The following is an 18624-nucleotide window of genomic DNA, read 5'->3' on the forward strand; positions in this document are numbered from 1 at the left end:
TTATGTACAATCTCTATTGCAGAATAGTTCAATCCGCTTACAAAACGGTTGCGCAGTTCCTTCCTTGGCGACAACCGCTCTTACTAGAAGGTGAAGAAAGTCTGAAACAATTACCTTCGTTGCTAACCCAGCATTCCATTCAACATGTGCTAATCGTATCAGATGAAGGTATTTCAAAGCTCGGGTTAATGGATGGGTTGCTGGACGGGTTGACACTACAAAATATTCAGTACGCGGTATATGATAAGACCGTTCCGAATCCGACAATCGACAACATTGAAGAAGCGTTAAAGGTATATCAGTCTTCAGGATGTCAAGGAATCATTGCGTTCGGCGGAGGCTCCCCCATGGATTGTGCAAAAGGAGTTGCCGCGAGAGTTGCCCGACCCGAAAAGACGTTACCTCAACTGAAAGGTCAATTGAAGGTGAGGAAATCCATTCCACCGCTAGTAGCGATTCCGACGACTGCAGGTACAGGAAGTGAAACAACGATTGTATCTGTTGTTTCAAACAGTGAAACGCATGAAAAGTATGCCATTAATGATCCTGTACTCACGCCGCACTTCGCGGTGATGGACCCATTGTTAACCGTGGGACTTCCAAAGCACATCACCTCAACAACTGGTATGGATGCGCTGACTCATGCAGTTGAAGCGTATATCGGACGGAGCAATACACCCCAGACAAAGCAATGGAGCCTGGAAGCGACAAAGCTGATTTTCGAAAACCTCTTTGAAGCGTATGAGGATGGAAATAACATAAAGGCGCGCGCCAAAATGCAACGTGCTTCTTTTCTAGCCGGAAGAGCTTTCACTCGGGCGTACGTCGGCTACATCCATGCCATCGCCCATACGCTTGGAGGGTTTTATAATGTTCCTCATGGACTTGCAAATGCAGTTATCATGCCATATGTTCTTGAGTACTACGGGGAAGCAGTCCACAAACCTCTGGCAGAGTTGGCGGATCTAACAGGCATCACAGACTCAACCGATTCCGATGAAGTGAAATGTAAGAAGTTCATCGAGGCCATTAGGGAAATGAATGAAAAAATGGACATTCCTGAGACGATCAGTAGTATTAAGATATCAGACATTCCTTTAATGGTGGAACGTGCATATAAAGAGGCCAATCCGCTTTACCCTGTGCCAAGGATTCTGAATAAAAAGGAATTGGAGACACTGTATATATTGATAAAAACATAAAGGTTATTATGACAAAGCCAGATTCCCATGAAACGACTTCAAGGAATCTGGCTAATGGTTTTAAATTTAATCACACTTATTTGTATTTCATCAACAGATCCTTTGGAATATGACAATAATCATCAGGATATCTATCTAACCTGTCTTGATGTTCCTCTGCACTTTTCACATAGTTGGTTAGTGGCAGCACTTCTACAACTATACGGTCATTATCGGATCTTTTCTTCAAAAACGCGGTCGCTTCTTCTAAATGTTCTTTCTCCTCGCTATATACTCCCGTTCTATATTTTTCACCAACATCTTGCCCTTGTTTATTCAAACTATATGGGTCAATGATTTCAAACAGATACTCCATTAGTTCGGTAATCGTTACCACTGCCGGATCAAAACTTGTTTTCACACACTCTGCGTACCCATCATAATCCTCTTCAAGATTCGGACTGGTACCATTCGCTCTCCCTGCTTCTGTAAACTCAACGCCAGGTAAGGTTTTAATGAAAGCTTGTACGCCCCATAAACATCCGCCTGCAAAATAGATTACCTCCATATGGACTCTCCTCCTTCTTTTGCAAAGCTAGCTGTTACTTTCAAACAACTCATTTATCAAAACTAGTAGAATCTGATTTTACTGCAAGTATTCGTCGTGGTAAACAAGCAACCTCTTCGGTGACTGTCACCTTCTTAAAAAACTCATTGTTAAAAGGTACGGATCCAACTATCGATAGCGGGATCCGTACCTTTCTATTTATCACTTCTGTAATTGGTTAGTCAATTCAACAAACTCTTCAACATCTTTTCCAATGAGTTCAATTCCAGCTGCCCAGAATTCTTGCTTCGTCACATCTACATCCAGATGCTTCTTGGCCAAGTCTTCAACTTTCATAGATCCTGTGTCTCTTAATAAAGCAATATACTTCCCTTCAAATCCTTCCGGGTGTTTCAAGTATTCTGCATAGATTCCGAGACTGAACAAGTACCCGAATGTATAGGGGAAGTTATAGAACGGAACACTGTCGATAAAGAAGTGCAGCTTGGCTGCCCAGAAATGTGGATGATAAGAAGATAGACGATCTCCAAATGCCTCTTTTTGAGCTTTCACCATCAATTCATTCAGACGTTTTTCAGAAACGATCCCTTTTGCGCGCTCTGTATAGAAGCTATCTTCAAATAGGAAGCGAGCACGGATATTCATGAACATCGCTGTTGCCCCTTCTAATTTATTCGCTAAAAGAGATATTTTTTCTTCATCTGTTGCAGCATTTTTAACCGTAGCATCCGCAATGATGGTTTCTGCAAATGTACTTGCAGTTTCCGCTACGTTCATCGCGTATCCTTGGTTCAGTTCCGGCAAATCTTTCATGACGTGACTATGGAACGCATGCCCTAACTCATGGGCTAGTGTACTTGTATCGCTCGGAGAACCTGTGAACGTCATGAAGATACGGGACTCTTCAAACTCAGGTAAGCTTGTACAATACCCTCCTGGACGCTTGTTCGATCGATCTTCTGCTTCCACCCAGCGGTTTTCAAGCGCGTGTTTCGTGAAATCCGTCAATTCAGGTCCAAACAGAGCAAAATTCTCAATTATGAAATCACATGCCTCATCATAAGTGAAACGTGTTGGTTTTGTTGCCCCCACTGCAACAGGGGCATCGACGTCTTGCCAGCCCAGCTTCTCCATCCCTAACAACTTCGCCTTTTGTGTTAAGTAGTCAAGAAACGTCTGTTTCTGCGCGTCGACTGCAGACCACATCGCGTTAAGCGTCTCTTCCGTCATTCGGTTATATTCAAGCGGTTCCTCTAAGTGACCTTTCCTGCCATGTGCTTCTTGCAATGTTAAGCGATACCCGGCTAAATGATTCAGAATATCTGCAAAGACCGGACCATTCTTAGTCCAAACCTTCTCCCACTCTTCAAAAAGTTCTGCACGCACTTTTTCGTCAGGGTCTGCATACATTTTGTTCATCGCTTGTCCTATTGACAACTCAGTCGTTTTGCCGTCTTTGTCAGTAAAAGGAATTGTCATAATGGAGCCGACAGTATTATAAAGATCACTCCATGCGGCAATGCCATCTTTATTCAATTTGGCGATCAGTTTCTCTTCTTCTTCAGACAATAGACGTTTCCCTTGTTCACGTATCTCATCTAAGGAGAAACTGATTTCTTTTAAAGCGTCATCTTGCAAGAGTTTTCTCCAATGGTCATCTGACAGTGCCACAAGTTTTTTTGTAAAAACCGTTGACAACTGCTGGATTTCGCTGTACAGTTCCATCACTTGGCCTTTAACCACACTTGCATGTTCATCATCCATGAACGCATCATGCCACATGTTAATGAATGTCCCAACCTGACCCAAACTTTTACTGATTACTTCCTGCTGCTTTAATAATTCCAGCAAAGCGGATGCATCGTTAGCTGACTCACTCTTCCACGATGTCAGATGACCTGTATAAGCGTCAATATTCTCTTTGACAGCTGAAAGTGTAGTTTGTACTTCTTCTGAAGTCGTTCCGCCTTTGAAAATACTTTCCAAATCCCAAGTATCTTGATACTTCATTCTCAACTCACTCCCCTTATCCTTCTATTGTAAACGCTATCACTCAATTTAGAAAGGTTTGTTAACTAATACAATTAAATTGTTATTATGTAAAAACTGGCCTAGGAATATCTTCTGATTCTGCTCTTCTTTTCGCATTTTTGGAGGCTGTCTCTTATAGTAATACAAGACCTGGTATATAATGATAACAACTGGATAGCACGTACAATTGAAAAATAACCGTCCGATTCATTCTGCATTGGAGGAAAAATCATGAAACTGCATCACAATGAATGCATCGAGTAAGTTGAATCAGTTCGTTTTTCGCTTGAACAGCTTCTGAACTGTAAATCTTGCATTCAGGAAATTATCGTGAACTCTGAAACGGTCTCCAAGATGGGGGAAATCATATGAAATTCTTTGAAGCACGGGTAAAGAAGTGGTCCAGCAAGAAGTTGTATGAACGGCTCACTCGGCTGAGAGACGAAAAGGCGCCGGACACCAAGTCAATCAGCACCATCCTTTCTGAAATCGCCAAGCGAGATCCCGCAGAGTACGAGACTGGAAAAATTGAAGCAATAGTGGAAAAGTACAAGCGTCATGCCGTCATGGAAAGCACAGACATCCTGCACCTTGAAATCCAGTACAACGAGGACTATCTCGCCAAAGCAGAATCCGAGACTGATCCGCTCGAGCGAAAAATTCGTGCGGCGCAGCTTGATGTGGTTCAAAAGGAACTAAAGAGCCGAAAAAACTAAACTTATCGGATATATATTAATTCCGTTAAAAATCAGTATACTCGGCACGGATTTCCATCCCATTGCCTTTTTTCCAGAGCGCTCGTAATAATAACTTAGAAAGAAAAAACGAGAGCAATGCTAAAATCAGCATGCGCTCCTATTTTGATTTTAATGTGAAATTAGGGTATTTTGATACATACCGACGTTGTCGCATTATAGAGGTAGTGCATTACCACTCGAGCAGGAAGGTCAGCACACTGCATAGCTTGAAAAAATGGTGGAAGAGTCCCTATTCGATTTTCATAACTTCTTTATAGACATGATTCACTAGTGATGTGAAGCCTTCGTGCTCGTTTGAATAGCCCTTATGTTGCAGAATCTCCGTGAATTTTTTGTAGGTTTCATCAGAAGTGAAAAGACTCAGTTCTTTTCCACTCGGCTTTCTTAAATTCTCCTCTTCCCACTTTTTCTTCAGAGCATGTTGAGTCTTAAAGAACTTCAATGCTTGTTCTGCCGTTTTGATACGGTTCAATTCTAGGTTGCTTGCCAATTCAAGGATTCTTGTTTGATTCACTTTCCCATTATCACTCAATATGACATATTGAAGCAAAACATTGATGACTGGTTTCGAGAGTCCTTGCACCGTTACCAAACGATCTATCACTTTAATATCTTCGGAAGTTGGCATCCTTCCGCCAATTTCTTTGAGCATATCAATTGGCTCAGTGTGTTCAATGTAGTCCATCAATGCTCCCTCTCGTTCAATCATCCAACATCTCTCCTCTTCGTTAAAATTTGGTCACTGACAAGAGTTCAATTATTATAGAGTTAAAAATCCGACTTTTCAATTTAATTATACATGAATCGCTCAGTGTGTCACAGACTCAATATTTACTTGCAAAAAAAGACCGGATTTGTCTAAAGACAAATCCGGTCTTTTTTATAACTCTCACGTTATATAGACCTGCTTATTTAGTCCATCATATCTGCAATGAGTTCAAAAGAACGCAACCGATCTTCTTGATAGAAGACAGGAGAGCTCATGATGAATTCATTCGCTCTCGTCTGTTCTAAAAATGCTTCCAGTTTGCGTTTCACCGTTTCTGGGCTTCCGACAATTGTCGCTGGTGAATCGAGCATATTGGCTGCTGACACTTTTTCACTCGGACTCCACACAGCATCCGGCTCATCCAAAGGCGGTTTGAACTGAGTCGGCATTCCTCTGTGAAGACTTAAGAATTGTTGTTGGAATGATGTTGCGAGCCACAATGCTTTTTCATCTGTATCTGCAGCAATTATGCTGACTCCAAGCATCGCATACGGATCTTGTAGATGCTTCGATGGCTTGAAATTCTGATGATATAACTGCAGCGCTTGCATCACATATGCTGGAGCGAAGTGACTGGCGAACGAAAACGGCAATCCTTGTTGGGCAGCAAGCTGAGCACTAAAACCTGATGAACCAAGCAGCCAAATCGGTATATCTTGTCCCTCTCCAGGAAATGCACGGACGCGAGCATTCGGTTGAGGATTGAAATACGAACGTAACTCTTCCAATTGCTGAGGGAAATCTTCTCCACTGCTATTCAATGTACGCCGCAATGCGTATGCAGTCGCTTGGTCACTGCCCGGAGCCCGACCTAAACCAAGGTCAATCCGACCTGGATAAAGTGCATCGAGCGTTCCAAACTGTTCTGCAATCACCAGTGGCGCGTGGTTCGGTAACATGACGCCGCCTGAACCGACACGCATCCTTTCCGTGGCACCTGCAATATGGCCAATTAGAACAGATGTCGCAGAACTTCCGACACCCGGCATATTATGATGCTCTGCCAACCAATACCGATTGAATCCTAGTTTTTCGACATGCTGAGCCAATTCCACGCTATTTTTAAATGTTTCACTCGGACTTCCACCTTCATTTATAGGTGCAAGATCTAATACGGATAATGGAATTCCATTAAATGTTCTAACTGTTGAAGTCACTCTCTACCACTCCTCGCCGCTCATCTTCACAACAAGCTTACTATTAGTAACCTATTATACAAGTTACTATAGACAACGTAGGGAATCAACTTTGTTGTTTGGCTGTCCCCTATTTAATATTGTAAATTAACGGCATTAGGTTTTTTTACGAATGAATAAGAAATATTGCGCGTTTGCTCCCAAAAGAACGATACCAACAACAAAGATAGCGAATAATTGCGAAACACCCGTACCGATTGAATATACGATGAGCAGAAGCAACGCGAGAATGAGCGCACCATTCAGCATATTAAAAGAGCGGTACAGGCCCTCCAGCATAACGTGCCGCTCCCCTTCGTCAGAAGCCGCTAGCAACTTTTTTCCATAATCTTTTTCCGAAACAGATGGCAAGTTGCGGTCGGGATAAAATCTAGTGATCATACTAGAGACACCAATGGATAATGCAAGTGCGATGGTTGCAGAGAGGACTGAAACCACTTCCAACCAAGCAGGCTGATTCGTAATGAGAGCAATTGCAGAGGATACAATTCCAATCACAATTGTCGCGATAACAACTAAATTGGTATCACTGAACTTTTGGTACAGCCATATGTCCAGTTCATCTTCTTCATCATCCGAAACGTTCATTTTCGATTTTTTCCACATCTGTAAAATACTTAACCCGATATAGAGCAGTAAAACAAATGCAATCAAAGATAATGCTGCATTCACTTGAAATGCAACTGCCGAAAAGTTGTAGTCGATTTGAATTGAAAGGGTGGTGTACATGACAACAAATCCTACAACCGCTCCAAAAATCCCCCAAATGACCAATCTCATTCAATCTCCTCCTCTTCGAATAGAAAAACACTTTCAATCGCTTCATTAAAAATCCGCGCAATCCGGACGGCAATCAGCAAGGAAGGGATAAATTCCTCCCGCTCTATTAAACTGATGGTCTGCCTCGACACTTTAGCCCGTTTTGCAAGCTCCGTCTGGTTCAGCCCATTCCGAGCACGCAATTCCTTCAAACGTGTTTTCACTAATCTCACCTCTTAAAAGAAGTGTAACGTATGCCTTTCATAATGACAAGTATATTTGTCAAATTGACAATTTCTTTTTTCAAAACACTTGCACCTATTTAGAGTTGTACATGCTAACTTTTTTATTTATTTCTATATGTGATAACCAAGCAACCATTGATACACTCAAGCCTAGCCATTTGTGACCAAGCAATCCGTTCTTACACATAACTGGCAAGCAATCTTAAATTGTTTGGAACTCTTGATATGCATTCCTTATGCTTACTTGTTTTACACAACGAAGTATCCGTTGCTTATGTCTTCTATGAATGCGAAGCCAAACTTTGTAATTGTCATACTTTCAGGGTTGCATTTCTATTCACTACAGTGTAAGCTAGTCGTAATTAAACATTCACTTATTTCGTAACTTTCGAAATGAGGATAGAGGCGCAAAAACCATCAGTACACAATCAGAGGATGATGAGATCCGACGAAGATTGAAGAAAGGGGAATTTGCCGAAGTGGAGAGATGCTCATTATCTCAAAGCTGGTTCTGGGCTGAACAAGTGCAGAATTGTCATATAGGAAACTATATGGAGGGCTATCTGATGCAAAGAAATAATTTATTATTTCCAAGCAGCAGCGTTCTCTCGCTGCTGCTTTTTGCGTTTCAGGATACACTGCCTTCCACCTCTATGTTTTGTAATAAAACAAAAGGAGATGGAGAACAGATGAATTTTGGACAACTGATTACCGCTATGGTCACCCCATTTGATGAGCAAGGAGAAATCGACTTTGCTGCGACACGCAATCTGATTCATCATTTACTTGAAAACGGCTCGGAATGCCTGGTTGTTGCAGGCACAACAGGAGAATCCCCGACATTGACGCAACAAGAAAAGGTGAATCTATTTGAGTTCACTGTACAGGTCGTTGCTGGAAGAGTGCCGGTCATCGCAGGTACCGGATCAAACAATACCAGGGAATCCATCGAGCTGACTCGGTTAGCTGAAACAGCCGGTATGGACGGCGTCATGCTCGTTGTCCCCTACTATAACAAACCTTCCCAAGAAGGAATGTACCAGCACTTCAAAGTAATTGCAGAATCGACTTCGCTGCCCGTCATGCTCTATAACATTCCCGGACGCAGTTCTGTCAATATGAGTCCTGAAACGATTATCCGACTTGCGGAAATCCCAAATATCGTTGCTGTCAAAGAAGCGAGCGGCAACTTGGATGCCATGGCGGAAATCATCGAGAATACACCATCTCACTTTGCACTTTATAGTGGTGACGATGGTCTGACACTGCCTGTTCTTTCTATAGGTGGAGCAGGAGTTGTGTCTGTCGCTGCCCACATTATCGGACCTGAAATGAAATCCATGATTGGTCATTTCAATAACGGTCGTACTCTTGAAGCGTCCACTTTACACCGTCGTTTGCTGCCCATCATGAAAGAACTTTTTGCCGCTCCAAACCCTTCACCAGTTAAAGCAGCACTGAACTTGGAAGGCGTTCCAGTTGGCGGCGTCCGCTTGCCGATGCTGCCATTGACAGATGTGCAGTTGAATTCGTTGAATCGTGCACTCCTTCAGCAAGACACGATGCTTATTTAATACATCAGTGTGCATACAAAAGGCAACCCATTTCCTATATGGAAACGGGCTGCCTTTTTTAAGTTCTCGGATCAGCGAGTGCTGTGTACCTCAGTAACATAGTAGAGTGGTCTCTCACTTCGCTTAACTTTTCATTTTTCCTTATAACATTCCGAATCAGTTATACTAAGTTACTAGTTTTTGCAGATAGCAATTCTACAAACCGATCCCCTAATTGGCTAGTTGACGCTGAACCGCCTAAATCTGACGTTAGTGATTCTTGTTCATTCAGAATGTCTTTGATGGTTGATAAGATCGCTTCTCCCCATCTTTCTTCTCCGAAAAAGTCCATCATTTGACTCACAGACCAGATAGCAGCAATCGGATTCGCAATTCCTTTTCCGGAAATATCCGGAGCCGATCCGTGAACGGGTTCAAACATGGAAGGATAATCGCGTTCCGGATTAATGTTTGCTCCTGCCGCTAAGCCCATCCCGCCAGTGATCGCCGCTCCAATGTCGGTCAAAATATCTCCAAAAAGATTGGAGGTGACAACCACTTCAAATCTTTCAGGCTCCGTTACAAAGTAAAGACTAGCAGCATCCACAAGATATGAATACGTTTGTACGTCGGGATATTCTTTTCCAACTTCCTCAAAAACTTCGTCCCAGAACACCATGGAATAATTCAGTGCGTTCGCTTTACTAATGCTCGTCAAAGTCCGGTTGGAGCGTCTCGCTTCCTCATATGCGTACCGAATGATCCGTTCCGTCCCTTTCCGAGAAAATACGCCAGTTTGCAAGACGACTTCTTCTGCTTTTCTTTTAAATAGCCAGTCCCCTGCACCCGCGTACTCCCCTTCACTGTTTTCCCGGATCACAAGAAAGTCGATTTCTTTCGATGTTTTGTCCTTTAACGGCGTGAGTGTAGGGTTCAATAGCGTGATTGGTCGTAGATTCACATATTGATCAAACTCTTTTCGAATTCTAAGCAACAAATCCCATAAAGAAATATGATCAGGGACACCAGGATACCCTACAGCTCCCAAATAGATGGCGTCGAATTCTTTAAGTTGCTCGATTCCGTCATCTGCCATCATCTTTCCGTGTTTCAAATAATACTCGCATCCCCATGGAAATTCTGTGAAGGAAAAAGAAATGGACGGATCTAGTTTTTCAATCGCTTTTAATACTTTTACACCCTCTGAAACGACTTCAGGACCTATTCCGTCCCCTGGTATAAGTGCAATTTTAAATGTCTTCATAATTACCTCCTATACTTTCGGTCGATGAATCAACCACATTTAACTTAACAATTTTTCAGCGTTTGCTATAACAGATAATTCTTCGCCGCTAATCGCCTTTATTAAGTTCTCAGCTATCGCAACGGATGTCATTTTCGCAGCTTCGATACTGATTCCACCAATATGTGGGGTCATGGTAATTTCATTCATTCCGTAAAACGGGTGATTTTCCGCTGGCGGTTCAACAGCGAACACATCGACTGCCGCCCGCAGAAAGGTCCTATTCTTAAGAGCCTCCACTAAATCTTCTTCATGAATGATTCCGCCACGTGATGTATTGATAAGAACGGCAGATGGCTTCATGACATTGAAAACCTTTTGGTCAATCAATTCTTTCGTCTGATTTGTCAACGGAATATGAAGACTGATTGCATCGCTTTTACGGAACACATCTTCCATGGAAGTGGTCAATTCCACTCCTAGGGAATTAGCAAGTTGTTGTCTATCATCTGAAATTGTTCTGACATAGGCAGTAACATTCATTTCAAAGCCATTCTTCACTATTTTGGCGACTTTTTGAGCAATCGATCCGAATCCGATCATGCCAAGAGTTTTCCCTTCCAATTCAGTAGTATATCTTCCATCTCGGAAAGAGAAGTTCCCTTTTTGCATTTCCGTATGGAACACACTGATATCTTTCATAACAGATAGCAGTAAAGCTACAGCGTGTTCTGCAGTGGCGGTGCTATTCATTTTCGGGGCATGTAACACTTTTATTCCTTTTGCCGTCGCATATTCCACATCAATATTGTCCAGTCCGATTCCCGCGCCTGATATCGCAATCACGTTTTCACAGTGATTTAAAATTGCAGGAGTGATTTTTGCAGGTGCTCTCAGAATAATCCCATCTACGGAATTCTGTTGCAAGTATTTAATGATTTCTTGCTCATCGAACTCATTGAATTGTTTCACGTCTGCAAGTTCTCTCAACTTCTTTTCCCCATCAGGATGATACATCGGCAGAATTTGAACGATATGCAATGACAATGGACAACACCTTTCTGTAAGCTTTTTATGATGCTTTGAAAGTACCGAACCTGATCTGATTTCAATGTAGTCATTGTCCGAACTGTAAATAGGGAGTATGTGGAAACGCTACCTGCTTTATTGAAGGTTTTCAACAATTGTTGTAATGCCTTGACCCCCGCCGATGCACAGAGTCACTAATCCGTATTTCGAATCTCTACGTGCCATTTCATGAAGTAATTTTGTCATGAGCACTGCACCTGTCGCTCCGATCGGGTGACCAAGCGCTATCGCTCCTCCATTTACATTCACCTTTTCAATGTCCATGCCAGTCCCTTGAATGACGGATAATGCTTGGGCCGCGAAAGCTTCGTTCAACTCTATCAAGTCAATATCATCGATTGTGAGTCCGCATTGCTCTAATGCTTTTTTTGTCGAAGTAACTGGACCGATTCCCATCACTTCTGGAGAAACGCCACTCACTGCTTGGGCGATGATTTTTGCTTTCGGCTTGACTCCATACTCTTCCAATTTGTCCTCTGACATCATCAGCACGACCGAGGCGCCGTCATTTCGGCCACTGGTATTTCCTGCAGTGACCGTTCCATCCTCTTTGAAAACTGCACGCAGTTTTGCAAGCTGTTCTTTAGTGGACTTTCTTGGATGTTCGTCCACTTCAAATCGGACACTGCTTTTTCTCGATTTGACTTCAAATGAGACGATTTCGTCTTTGAAAAGCCCCTTTTGAATCGCTCGTTCAGCGAGAAGTTGACTCCTTATTGCAAACTCATCTTGCTCTGCCCTCGAGATATGATATTGTTCAGCTAGATTTTCTGCTGTTAAGCCCATTGTCAGTTCCCCATACTTTTCTGCGGGTTGTGAACAGGGTTGACTCTCCGTATTCGGATCTAAAATCATCCCATTACCTGCATTGAAACCATATCTGGCATGCCGTACGTAATAAGGAGCCGTACTCATACTTTCAGCACCACCGGCAATCACTACATCCGATAATCCTAGCCGGATTTGCTGGTCCGCATTATTGATGGCTTGCAATCCTGATCCGCATTGGCGATGTACTGTGTATCCTGGAACGGTTACCGGCAAATCTGCTCTAAGTGCAGCGAGACGGGCCAAATTCGACGTATCTGCACTCTGTTTTGCTTGGCCGAGAATGACTTCATCCACTTGGATGTTTTTCCCCGTTCTTTCCATCACTTCACGAATCACTGCTTCAGCCAAATGATCGACTGTGACGTCTTTAAGCGCTCCGCCCATTCTCCCAACTGCAGTTCTTACCGCCCCAACAATATAGGAATTCCGCAATTTCTACAGCCCCTTATTCGCATAATCACGTTTCAGTTCACTAGCAATGATGTTTCTTTGGATCTCAGAGGTGCCTTCATAGATTTTAGTAATTCTTGCATCCCGGTAATATCGTTCAATTGGGTAGTCTTTCATATATCCAATGCCGCCATGGATTTGTAAAGCTAGGTCCGCTACTTTGTTATACACTTCTGAAGCAAACAGTTTAGCAATCGCTGCTTCTTTTACAACACGCATATTCTGATCGGTCATCCAGGCAACACGGTAGGTCATGGAGCGGAGAACTTCGATTTGCATGGTGATTTCCGCCAGCATATGTTGAACCGCTTGCATATCGACAATTTTTTGGCCGAATTGTTCTCGCTCATGCGCATAGTCAAGAGAGTGTTCCAGCAATCTGACGCAGGACCCTAAGTTTCGAGCGGCTAGTCCTGCCCGGCCATTCGCCAGTATTTTCAATGCGTTGATATATCCAGAACCTTCTTCTCCTAAAACGTTTTCTGCTGAGACTTCCATATTGTCAAAAAACAATTCAGCTGAATGGGATCCTCTTAACCCCATTTTCTGTTCTACCGATCCCAGGATGAATCCTGGCGTGTCTTTTTCGACAATGAACGAAGTGATTCCGCGTGCCCCTTTGGAACTGTCCGTTACAGCCATCACTGTAAAGACATGACCGTCCACAGCATTCGTAATATAATGCTTGGAGCCATTAATGATGTATTTGTCTCCTTTTTTAACAGCGTTTGTTTTCAAGTTGGCTGCATTCGATCCTGCGCTTGGCTCAGTCAATGCAAACGCACCAATCCATTCACCCGTCGCCATCTTCGGAAGGAACTTCTTCTTTTGTTCATCCGTTCCCAGATCCACGATTCCGACGGTCCCGATCCCTGTGTGAGCACCAATTAGCGTCGTAAATCCATTATGCGTTTTTCCTAGTTCTTCATAGATCGCACACTTGCCGACCATATCCAGTCCAAGCCCCCCGTATTCCTCGGGAATTCCAAGACTGAAAAGACCCATCTCTTTAGACAGATCCACAATTTTTTTCGGGATGCGATCCTTTTCTTCAATTTCCATCGCGACCGGTTCAACTTGTTCTCGGACGAACTTTCTGACATTCGCTCTTAAAAAATCGATATCCTCTGTGAAATTGAAATCCATACCCATTTCTCCCCTTATCGATTGATGAAATTCGCTGTTCTTTTTTCAAGGAATGCTAGCGTTCCTTCTTTTTTATCTTCTGTAGTAAATGCAACTGCTTGAGATAGTTTCTCAATCCACATAGCGGTTCCAGCATCTACATCGAATCCTTTATGGACGGCCGCTTTCACAAGTTGTACAGCGACCGGACCTTTTTTCATGACATCAGAAGCAATTCGCTCAACCGTTTCAACAAGTTCTGTTTTATCCGTAAAATAAGTGACAAGTCCTATACGTTCTGCTTCTTCCCCATCAATTATTTTTCCAGTTAAGATCATATCGAGTGCACGCCCTTTTCCAACGATCCTAGAAAGGCGCTGCGTTCCGCCTGCACCTGGAATAATCCCTAAGTTCAGTTCTGGTAAGCCGAATCTCGCTTGTTTCGTTCCAACACGAATATCGCAAGCGAGCGCCAATTCGCAGCCACCTCCCAAAGCGAACCCTGTGACGGCAGCGATTGTCACTTTCGAGCAGTTCTCAATTTTTGTATATAGCCCCTGCATGCCAGGAATCAGTGCTTCAAGAGCCTCTCGCTCATAAAGTTGTTGAATGTCCGCTCCAGATGCAAATGATTTTCCGCCTGCACCTTGAATGACAACGACACGGACTTCATTGTCCAGCTCAGCATCCGTGAAAGCTGAATCCATTTCCAATAACGTTTTAGCATCTAGCGCATTTCTTATTTCCGGACGATTCAGAGTGATCCACATGATGCCTGCTTCTTTTATCACAACAATATTAGTGAAACTAGCTATATCCGTTCCTCCTTCACGTATAATCGTATAACCCTTTACCACTTTTTTTGCCGAGTCGCCCCGCTTTCACATAGTTGACAAGTAGTGGACAAGGTCGATATTTCTCACCTAACGTTGCGTATAGATATTCCATATTTCGAAGTCTTGTATCTAAACCGACTAAATCAGCAAGTTCAAGCGGACCCATCGGATGATTCAACCCTAATTTCATAGCCTTGTCGATATCTTTAGCGGATGCCACGCCTTCCATCAGCATGTTCATCGCCTCATTTCCGATCAAGCAGTTCATTCTCGATGTGACGAAACCAGGAAACTCGTTCACTTCGACAGCTTCTTTTCTTAGTGACGCAGCAACCCCTTTCACAAACTCTACGGTTTCATCGGATGTTTCGAGGCCTCTGACCACTTCTATCAACTTCATCTTATGAACGGGATTGAAGAAATGCATGGCAACGACTTTGTCAGGACGAGATGTTTGGGCACCGATTTCTGTTGGGCTCATCGTGGAGGTGTTTGTAGCCAGAACCGTTTCTGGCTTACACATTCGATCCAGCTTTTGGAACACGTCAATTTTCAACTCGATCTTTTCAAGAACCGCCTCGATGACTAGATCAGCTTCTTTCGCCGCTACTTCGAGATTGGAGTCAACCAACAAATTCATTTTTGCGTTTTCGTAGTTCTCTTCTTTCAGAAAACCACCTCGAAAACTTGAATCCAGTAACTCATCGATTTCTTTTTTTGCTTTTGCAAGTATGTCATCGTTCAAATCATTTAGCACCACTTTAAAACCCGACACTGCGCACGAATAAGCGATCCCTTTTCCCATTACACCGGATCCTACAACTGTAATTTGCTTCAACACTTGGCCTCCTTATTCATGACTACTTTGGGTTAAAAGATTCTTAACTTCTATCTTTGGAGAACGGTCTATCTCTCAGAAATATGCTTGTCTAATAAACCTTCAACCTTCTTCAGAGACACTATCATTCAATGATGAGTTCGATAGTACTGAATTGTATTCAAATTCAGCTCCTGTTATTGCCTTTAATTCTTCTATGCTGATATCAGACAGAATTTCAACAAGCTTCATTGTCCCTTCTTCAAACCTGAATACGGCATGCTCTGAAACCACTAGGTCTGCTTTGCGTATTCCACTAGAGGGATATGTCAATTCCTTCACTAGTTTAGGCTCCCCATTTTTGGAAGAGTGCAGGGTGGCTATAATGATTTCGTTCGCTCCTGCAACTAGATCCATCGCTCCCCCGACTCCTAAAATTGTTTCCCCGGGCACTGCCCAATTGGCAATTTCCCCTGTCTGATCGACTTGCAATACTCCTAGAACCGCTACATCTATATGGCCGCCCCTGATCATTGCAAACGAATTTGAACTATCAAATAGTGAAGCCCCGATTTCCATCGTAATAGGAGCCTTACTAGCACTTATCAAGTCCATATTCACTTCATCGGCCGGAGGAGTAGGACCCATTCCAAGCAATCCGTTCTCCGACTGGAGTACAAGTTTCTTTTCTCCTAAATAATCCGGAATCAGCGTCGGGATGCCGACACCCAGGTTGACGACTTGGCCTTGTTTCAACTCTCGGACGATTCGTTTTGCGATCTTAATGCGATCAGACGGATTCAACGAAAACACCTGCCTTTTTCACATAATTACTTAGGACAATGTAATCTACATAGACGTGTGGGGTTACGATTTCTGAAGGTAACAAATCGCCGTTTCCAACGATTTCATCCACTTCCGCTATGACGATTTTGCTGGCAGTCGCCATGACCGGATTGAAGTTCCTGCCTGTATGGTCATATACTAGATTGCCTAATCGATCCGCTTTATGGGCTTTGATGAGTGAAACATCACCTTTAATCGCTTTTTCAAATAGGAAACGTTCCCCATCAATCACTTTTTCTTCTTTTCCTTCTGCTAGTTTTGTCCCAACCGCGGTTTTCGTATAGAAACCGCCGATCCCAGCACCTCCGCACCTCACCGCTTCCGCTAACGTGCCTTGTGGGATCAATTCAATCACCAATTCACCGTCAACCCACGCTTGGACGGCATCGCGATTCGTCGTAAAGTAGGAGCCAATTGCTTTGTTCAATTTTTTCTCCTTCAAAAGGATTCCTAACCCTTTACCTGGCTCACCTAAGTTATTACTGACAATTGTCAGGTTTTTTAACGTGGAGGCTGCTATGCCTTCTATTAGCGTCAAAGGAGTTCCTGACATCCCGAAACCACCGACAAGCAGTTTGTCCCCGTCCTTAATGAGTTTTACAAATTCATCTCTCTGCAACAATTTTCCCAAGTTCGGTCTCCTTCCCAAGTTGTTCTTACGGTTATCGCTTTATCTAAAACGAGTTTCAAATCCCGCTCATACCATGTATATTCCAAAGCCTTGCTTGTAATTCGTTCTGATTGAGATATCGCAAAGCGGAATTAAAAGATAGTAACGAAGAAAAGACGCAAACCAAAAAGTCTGCGTCTTTAATTAATCTGGAGAAAATCTTCTAGTTCCCTTTCTTAAACAGACGTAGATTCTGTTGTCTCTACAGAAGCTGGATCTTGCTCCTCTTCTTTTTTATCCGGGAACAGTAAGCTGAAGACGATACCGAATGCCGCAGCGATGAAGAACGTTGTGAAGCGGGAGGTCGCAATCGCATCCAGTGGTGTGGAGATCCAAATGACTGTACTTACAAAGCCGGATATAATTGTCGCGATAACGCCGATGCCTGAATACCGTTTCCACAAGAACGTTAACATGACTGCGGGAGACAGCGTACATCCTACTCCAGCCCATGCCCAACTGACTACCAGAAAGACGAGGGACTTTGAGGTTAAGGCGATTACTAAGCCCACGATTCCTGCTCCAACAATCGTCAGGCGGGAAATAGCGACCAGTTTTTTTTCAGACAGCTTCAAATTCATAGCACGTTGTATGATGTCTTCACTCACAGAACTTGTAATGACCAGTAACTGTGAATCCGCTGTAGAAATGATAGCTGCAAGAATACCGGCGAGTAGAATGCCTGCAATCCATGGCGGCATGAGGTCTAAAATCATAAAGGGCAGAATCATTTCCACGTCTGCAAATACTTGACCTTGGTATAATGTGAGCGCCGTAATCCCAATCATGAATGCCCCACTGTAAGCTAAGATCGTCCAAGTAATTGCGACGAAACTCCCTTGTCTCGCTTCTTTCTCACTTCTAAGAGCCATGAATCGTGCACTCAATTGAGGCTGCCCACCAAGGAAACCGAAAAACCAGGCAAAGTTATTAAAGAGTAATAAGCCTAAAGAGAATCCAATTGCTCCCCCTGTCCACGAATCCATCGATGGGCCAGCAGCCACGAGAGCCTGACTGATCGACAAGTCGGCGGCTGAAATATGGAATAACGCTACAATCGGTAATACAACCAACGTAATTAGCATCATGATCGATTGAATCATGTCTGTCCAAACGACTGTGACAAACCCTCCCACATAAGCAAGGATCACGACAACAATAATACTTAGAATGGCCCCGACTTTAGTAGGGATATTAAAGACGGCAAACAAGGTTTTCCCTGCTCCAGCAATTTGTGCGCCAAAGTAGAACATCATGAAACTGAAAATAAGTATAGTAGAAAGCCAAAGGATAAGCTTACCTTGTTTGCCGAATCGTGCTGCTAGAAAACTGGGCAATGTCATCGTACCCGTCTTCTCCGCTTCTTTCATGAAACGTTTCGCTAAGAACAGCCAGGAGAAGATGATACCTGAAGCGATGCCGACTGCTACCCAAACTCCTGATAGTCCTGTAGCAAAAACAAAACCGGTGTATCCGAGCAGGAGCCAAGCCGACTCCCCAGTAGCACGTTCTGAAAATGCTAATGCCCAACCTGGCAGCTGCTTTCCACCTAAAAGGAAATCTGCATGGCTTTTCGTACGACGACTTACGAGATATCCGACCACCAGCATGACCAAGAGGTACATGACGAATTCGACCATAATAACCGTATGCATTT

18 protein-coding genes and 1 riboswitch are annotated in these 18624 nt (G+C 43.3%); of the genes, 3 read left to right on the plus strand and 15 right to left on the minus strand.

Translation table 11 applies throughout. From position 1 onward, the window contains the following. The first annotated feature begins 2 nt into the window (after positions 1 to 2). On the plus strand, positions 3 to 1202 hold the full coding sequence (locus H9659_RS08820; protein WP_191689574.1) for an iron-containing alcohol dehydrogenase: 1200 nt from the start codon (positions 3 to 5) through the stop codon (positions 1200 to 1202). Positions 1203 to 1278: 76 nt separating this feature from the next. Here H9659_RS08820 and H9659_RS08825 read toward each other — a convergent pair whose 3' ends face one another. Both H9659_RS08825 and H9659_RS08830 read right to left on the minus strand, forming a co-directional pair. Then, positions 1279 to 1749, minus strand: a complete 471-nt coding sequence (locus H9659_RS08825; RefSeq protein WP_191689575.1) for a peptide-methionine (S)-S-oxide reductase — start codon at positions 1747 to 1749, stop codon at positions 1279 to 1281. Positions 1750 to 1950: 201 nt separating this feature from the next. Continuing rightward, on the minus strand, positions 1951 to 3759 hold the full coding sequence (locus H9659_RS08830; protein ID WP_191689576.1) for a M3 family oligoendopeptidase: 1809 nt from the start codon (positions 3757 to 3759) through the stop codon (positions 1951 to 1953). A gap of 389 nt (positions 3760 to 4148) precedes the next feature. Between H9659_RS08830 and H9659_RS08835 the strand changes: the two genes are divergently transcribed. Beyond that, on the plus strand, positions 4149 to 4496 hold the full coding sequence (locus tag H9659_RS08835) for a hypothetical protein (RefSeq protein ID WP_191689577.1): 348 nt from the start codon (positions 4149 to 4151) through the stop codon (positions 4494 to 4496). A gap of 271 nt (positions 4497 to 4767) precedes the next feature. Here H9659_RS08835 and H9659_RS08840 read toward each other — a convergent pair whose 3' ends face one another. The 4 genes from H9659_RS08840 to H9659_RS08855 form a co-directional block, all read right to left on the minus strand. Continuing rightward, entirely contained in the window at positions 4768 to 5247 is a 480-nt protein-coding gene (locus H9659_RS08840) for a DnaD domain protein (RefSeq protein ID WP_191689578.1), read from the minus strand. 203 nt (positions 5248 to 5450) lie between these two features. Next, a complete protein-coding gene (locus H9659_RS08845) occupies positions 5451 to 6464 on the minus strand; it encodes an LLM class flavin-dependent oxidoreductase (protein WP_191689579.1) in 1014 nt (337 codons plus the stop codon). 135 nt (positions 6465 to 6599) lie between these two features. After that, positions 6600 to 7283 (minus strand): DUF3169 family protein, encoded by a 684-nt coding sequence (locus tag H9659_RS08850; protein ID WP_191689580.1) that lies wholly within the window; start codon positions 7281 to 7283, stop codon positions 6600 to 6602. Beyond that, complete coding sequence (locus tag H9659_RS08855; protein WP_191689581.1) at positions 7280 to 7486, minus strand: helix-turn-helix transcriptional regulator; 207 nt, start codon at positions 7484 to 7486, stop codon at positions 7280 to 7282. The genes H9659_RS08850 and H9659_RS08855 overlap by 4 nt, the downstream gene beginning before the upstream one ends. A gap of 413 nt (positions 7487 to 7899) precedes the next feature. Next, positions 7900 to 8077: riboswitch (Lysine riboswitch) on the plus strand. 119 nt (positions 8078 to 8196) lie between these two features. Between H9659_RS08855 and dapA the strand changes: the two genes are divergently transcribed. Further along, a complete protein-coding gene (gene dapA, locus H9659_RS08860) occupies positions 8197 to 9081 on the plus strand; it encodes a 4-hydroxy-tetrahydrodipicolinate synthase (protein WP_191689644.1) in 885 nt (294 codons plus the stop codon). Positions 9082 to 9241: 160 nt separating this feature from the next. Here the strand turns inward: dapA and H9659_RS08865 are convergent, their stop codons facing one another. From H9659_RS08865 to H9659_RS08905, 9 genes are all read right to left on the minus strand, one after another. Beyond that, the gene (locus tag H9659_RS08865) at positions 9242 to 10324 is read right to left on the minus strand and encodes a tartrate dehydrogenase (RefSeq protein WP_225217742.1); all 1083 of its coding nucleotides are present in this window, start codon (positions 10322 to 10324) and stop codon (positions 9242 to 9244) included. Between the two features lie 39 nt (positions 10325 to 10363). Next, complete coding sequence (locus H9659_RS08870) at positions 10364 to 11350, minus strand: NAD(P)-dependent oxidoreductase (protein WP_191689582.1); 987 nt, start codon at positions 11348 to 11350, stop codon at positions 10364 to 10366. A gap of 117 nt (positions 11351 to 11467) precedes the next feature. After that, positions 11468 to 12655 (minus strand): thiolase family protein, encoded by a 1188-nt coding sequence (locus tag H9659_RS08875; protein ID WP_191689583.1) that lies wholly within the window; start codon positions 12653 to 12655, stop codon positions 11468 to 11470. Between the two features lie 3 nt (positions 12656 to 12658). Beyond that, positions 12659 to 13819, minus strand: a complete 1161-nt coding sequence (locus H9659_RS08880; protein WP_191689584.1) for an acyl-CoA dehydrogenase family protein — start codon at positions 13817 to 13819, stop codon at positions 12659 to 12661. Between the two features lie 14 nt (positions 13820 to 13833). Next, positions 13834 to 14568 (minus strand): enoyl-CoA hydratase/isomerase family protein, encoded by a 735-nt coding sequence (locus H9659_RS08885; RefSeq protein WP_191689585.1) that lies wholly within the window; start codon positions 14566 to 14568, stop codon positions 13834 to 13836. Between the two features lie 58 nt (positions 14569 to 14626). Then, positions 14627 to 15472 (minus strand): 3-hydroxyacyl-CoA dehydrogenase, encoded by an 846-nt coding sequence (locus tag H9659_RS08890; protein ID WP_191689586.1) that lies wholly within the window; start codon positions 15470 to 15472, stop codon positions 14627 to 14629. 102 nt (positions 15473 to 15574) lie between these two features. Beyond that, positions 15575 to 16255: a 3-oxoacid CoA-transferase subunit B gene (locus H9659_RS08895; RefSeq protein ID WP_191689588.1), complete on the minus strand. Its 681-nt coding sequence runs from the start codon at positions 16253 to 16255 to the stop codon at positions 15575 to 15577. Beyond that, positions 16242 to 16928, minus strand: coding sequence for a CoA transferase subunit A (locus H9659_RS08900; RefSeq protein WP_191689590.1), 687 nt, complete (start codon positions 16926 to 16928; stop codon positions 16242 to 16244). Before H9659_RS08900 ends, H9659_RS08895 begins: the two co-directional genes overlap by 14 nt. 215 nt (positions 16929 to 17143) lie before the next feature. Further along, on the minus strand, positions 17144 to 18622 hold the full coding sequence (locus tag H9659_RS08905) for a sodium/proline symporter (RefSeq protein ID WP_191689592.1): 1479 nt from the start codon (positions 18620 to 18622) through the stop codon (positions 17144 to 17146). Positions 18623 to 18624: the final 2 nt, after the last annotated feature.

The sequence above is a fragment of the Sporosarcina gallistercoris genome (assembly GCF_014836415.1).
Lineage (GTDB): Bacteria > Bacillota > Bacilli > Bacillales_A > Planococcaceae > Sporosarcina > Sporosarcina gallistercoris.

Excerpts from the sequence above, each read along its gene's own strand:
- H9659_RS08830 (WP_191689576.1), bottom strand. The coding sequence starts at position 3,759 with ATGAAGTATCAAGATACTTGGGATTTGGAAAGTATTTTCAAAGGCGGA.
- H9659_RS08865 (WP_225217742.1), bottom strand. The coding sequence starts at position 10,324 with ATGAAGACATTTAAAATTGCACTTATACCAGGGGACGGAATAGGTCCT.
- H9659_RS08820 (WP_191689574.1), top strand. The coding sequence starts at position 3 with ATGTACAATCTCTATTGCAGAATAGTTCAATCCGCTTACAAAACGGTT.
- dapA (WP_191689644.1), top strand. The coding sequence starts at position 8,197 with ATGAATTTTGGACAACTGATTACCGCTATGGTCACCCCATTTGATGAG.
- H9659_RS08840 (WP_191689578.1), bottom strand. The coding sequence starts at position 5,247 with ATGATTGAACGAGAGGGAGCATTGATGGACTACATTGAACACACTGAG.
- H9659_RS08850 (WP_191689580.1), bottom strand. The coding sequence starts at position 7,283 with ATGAGATTGGTCATTTGGGGGATTTTTGGAGCGGTTGTAGGATTTGTT.
- H9659_RS08835 (WP_191689577.1), top strand. The coding sequence starts at position 4,149 with ATGAAATTCTTTGAAGCACGGGTAAAGAAGTGGTCCAGCAAGAAGTTG.
- H9659_RS08905 (WP_191689592.1), bottom strand. The coding sequence starts at position 18,622 with ATGCATACGGTTATTATGGTCGAATTCGTCATGTACCTCTTGGTCATG.
- H9659_RS08825 (WP_191689575.1), bottom strand. The coding sequence starts at position 1,749 with ATGGAGGTAATCTATTTTGCAGGCGGATGTTTATGGGGCGTACAAGCT.
- H9659_RS08880 (WP_191689584.1), bottom strand. The coding sequence starts at position 13,819 with ATGGATTTCAATTTCACAGAGGATATCGATTTTTTAAGAGCGAATGTC.
- H9659_RS08885 (WP_191689585.1), bottom strand. The coding sequence starts at position 14,568 with ATGTGGATCACTCTGAATCGTCCGGAAATAAGAAATGCGCTAGATGCT.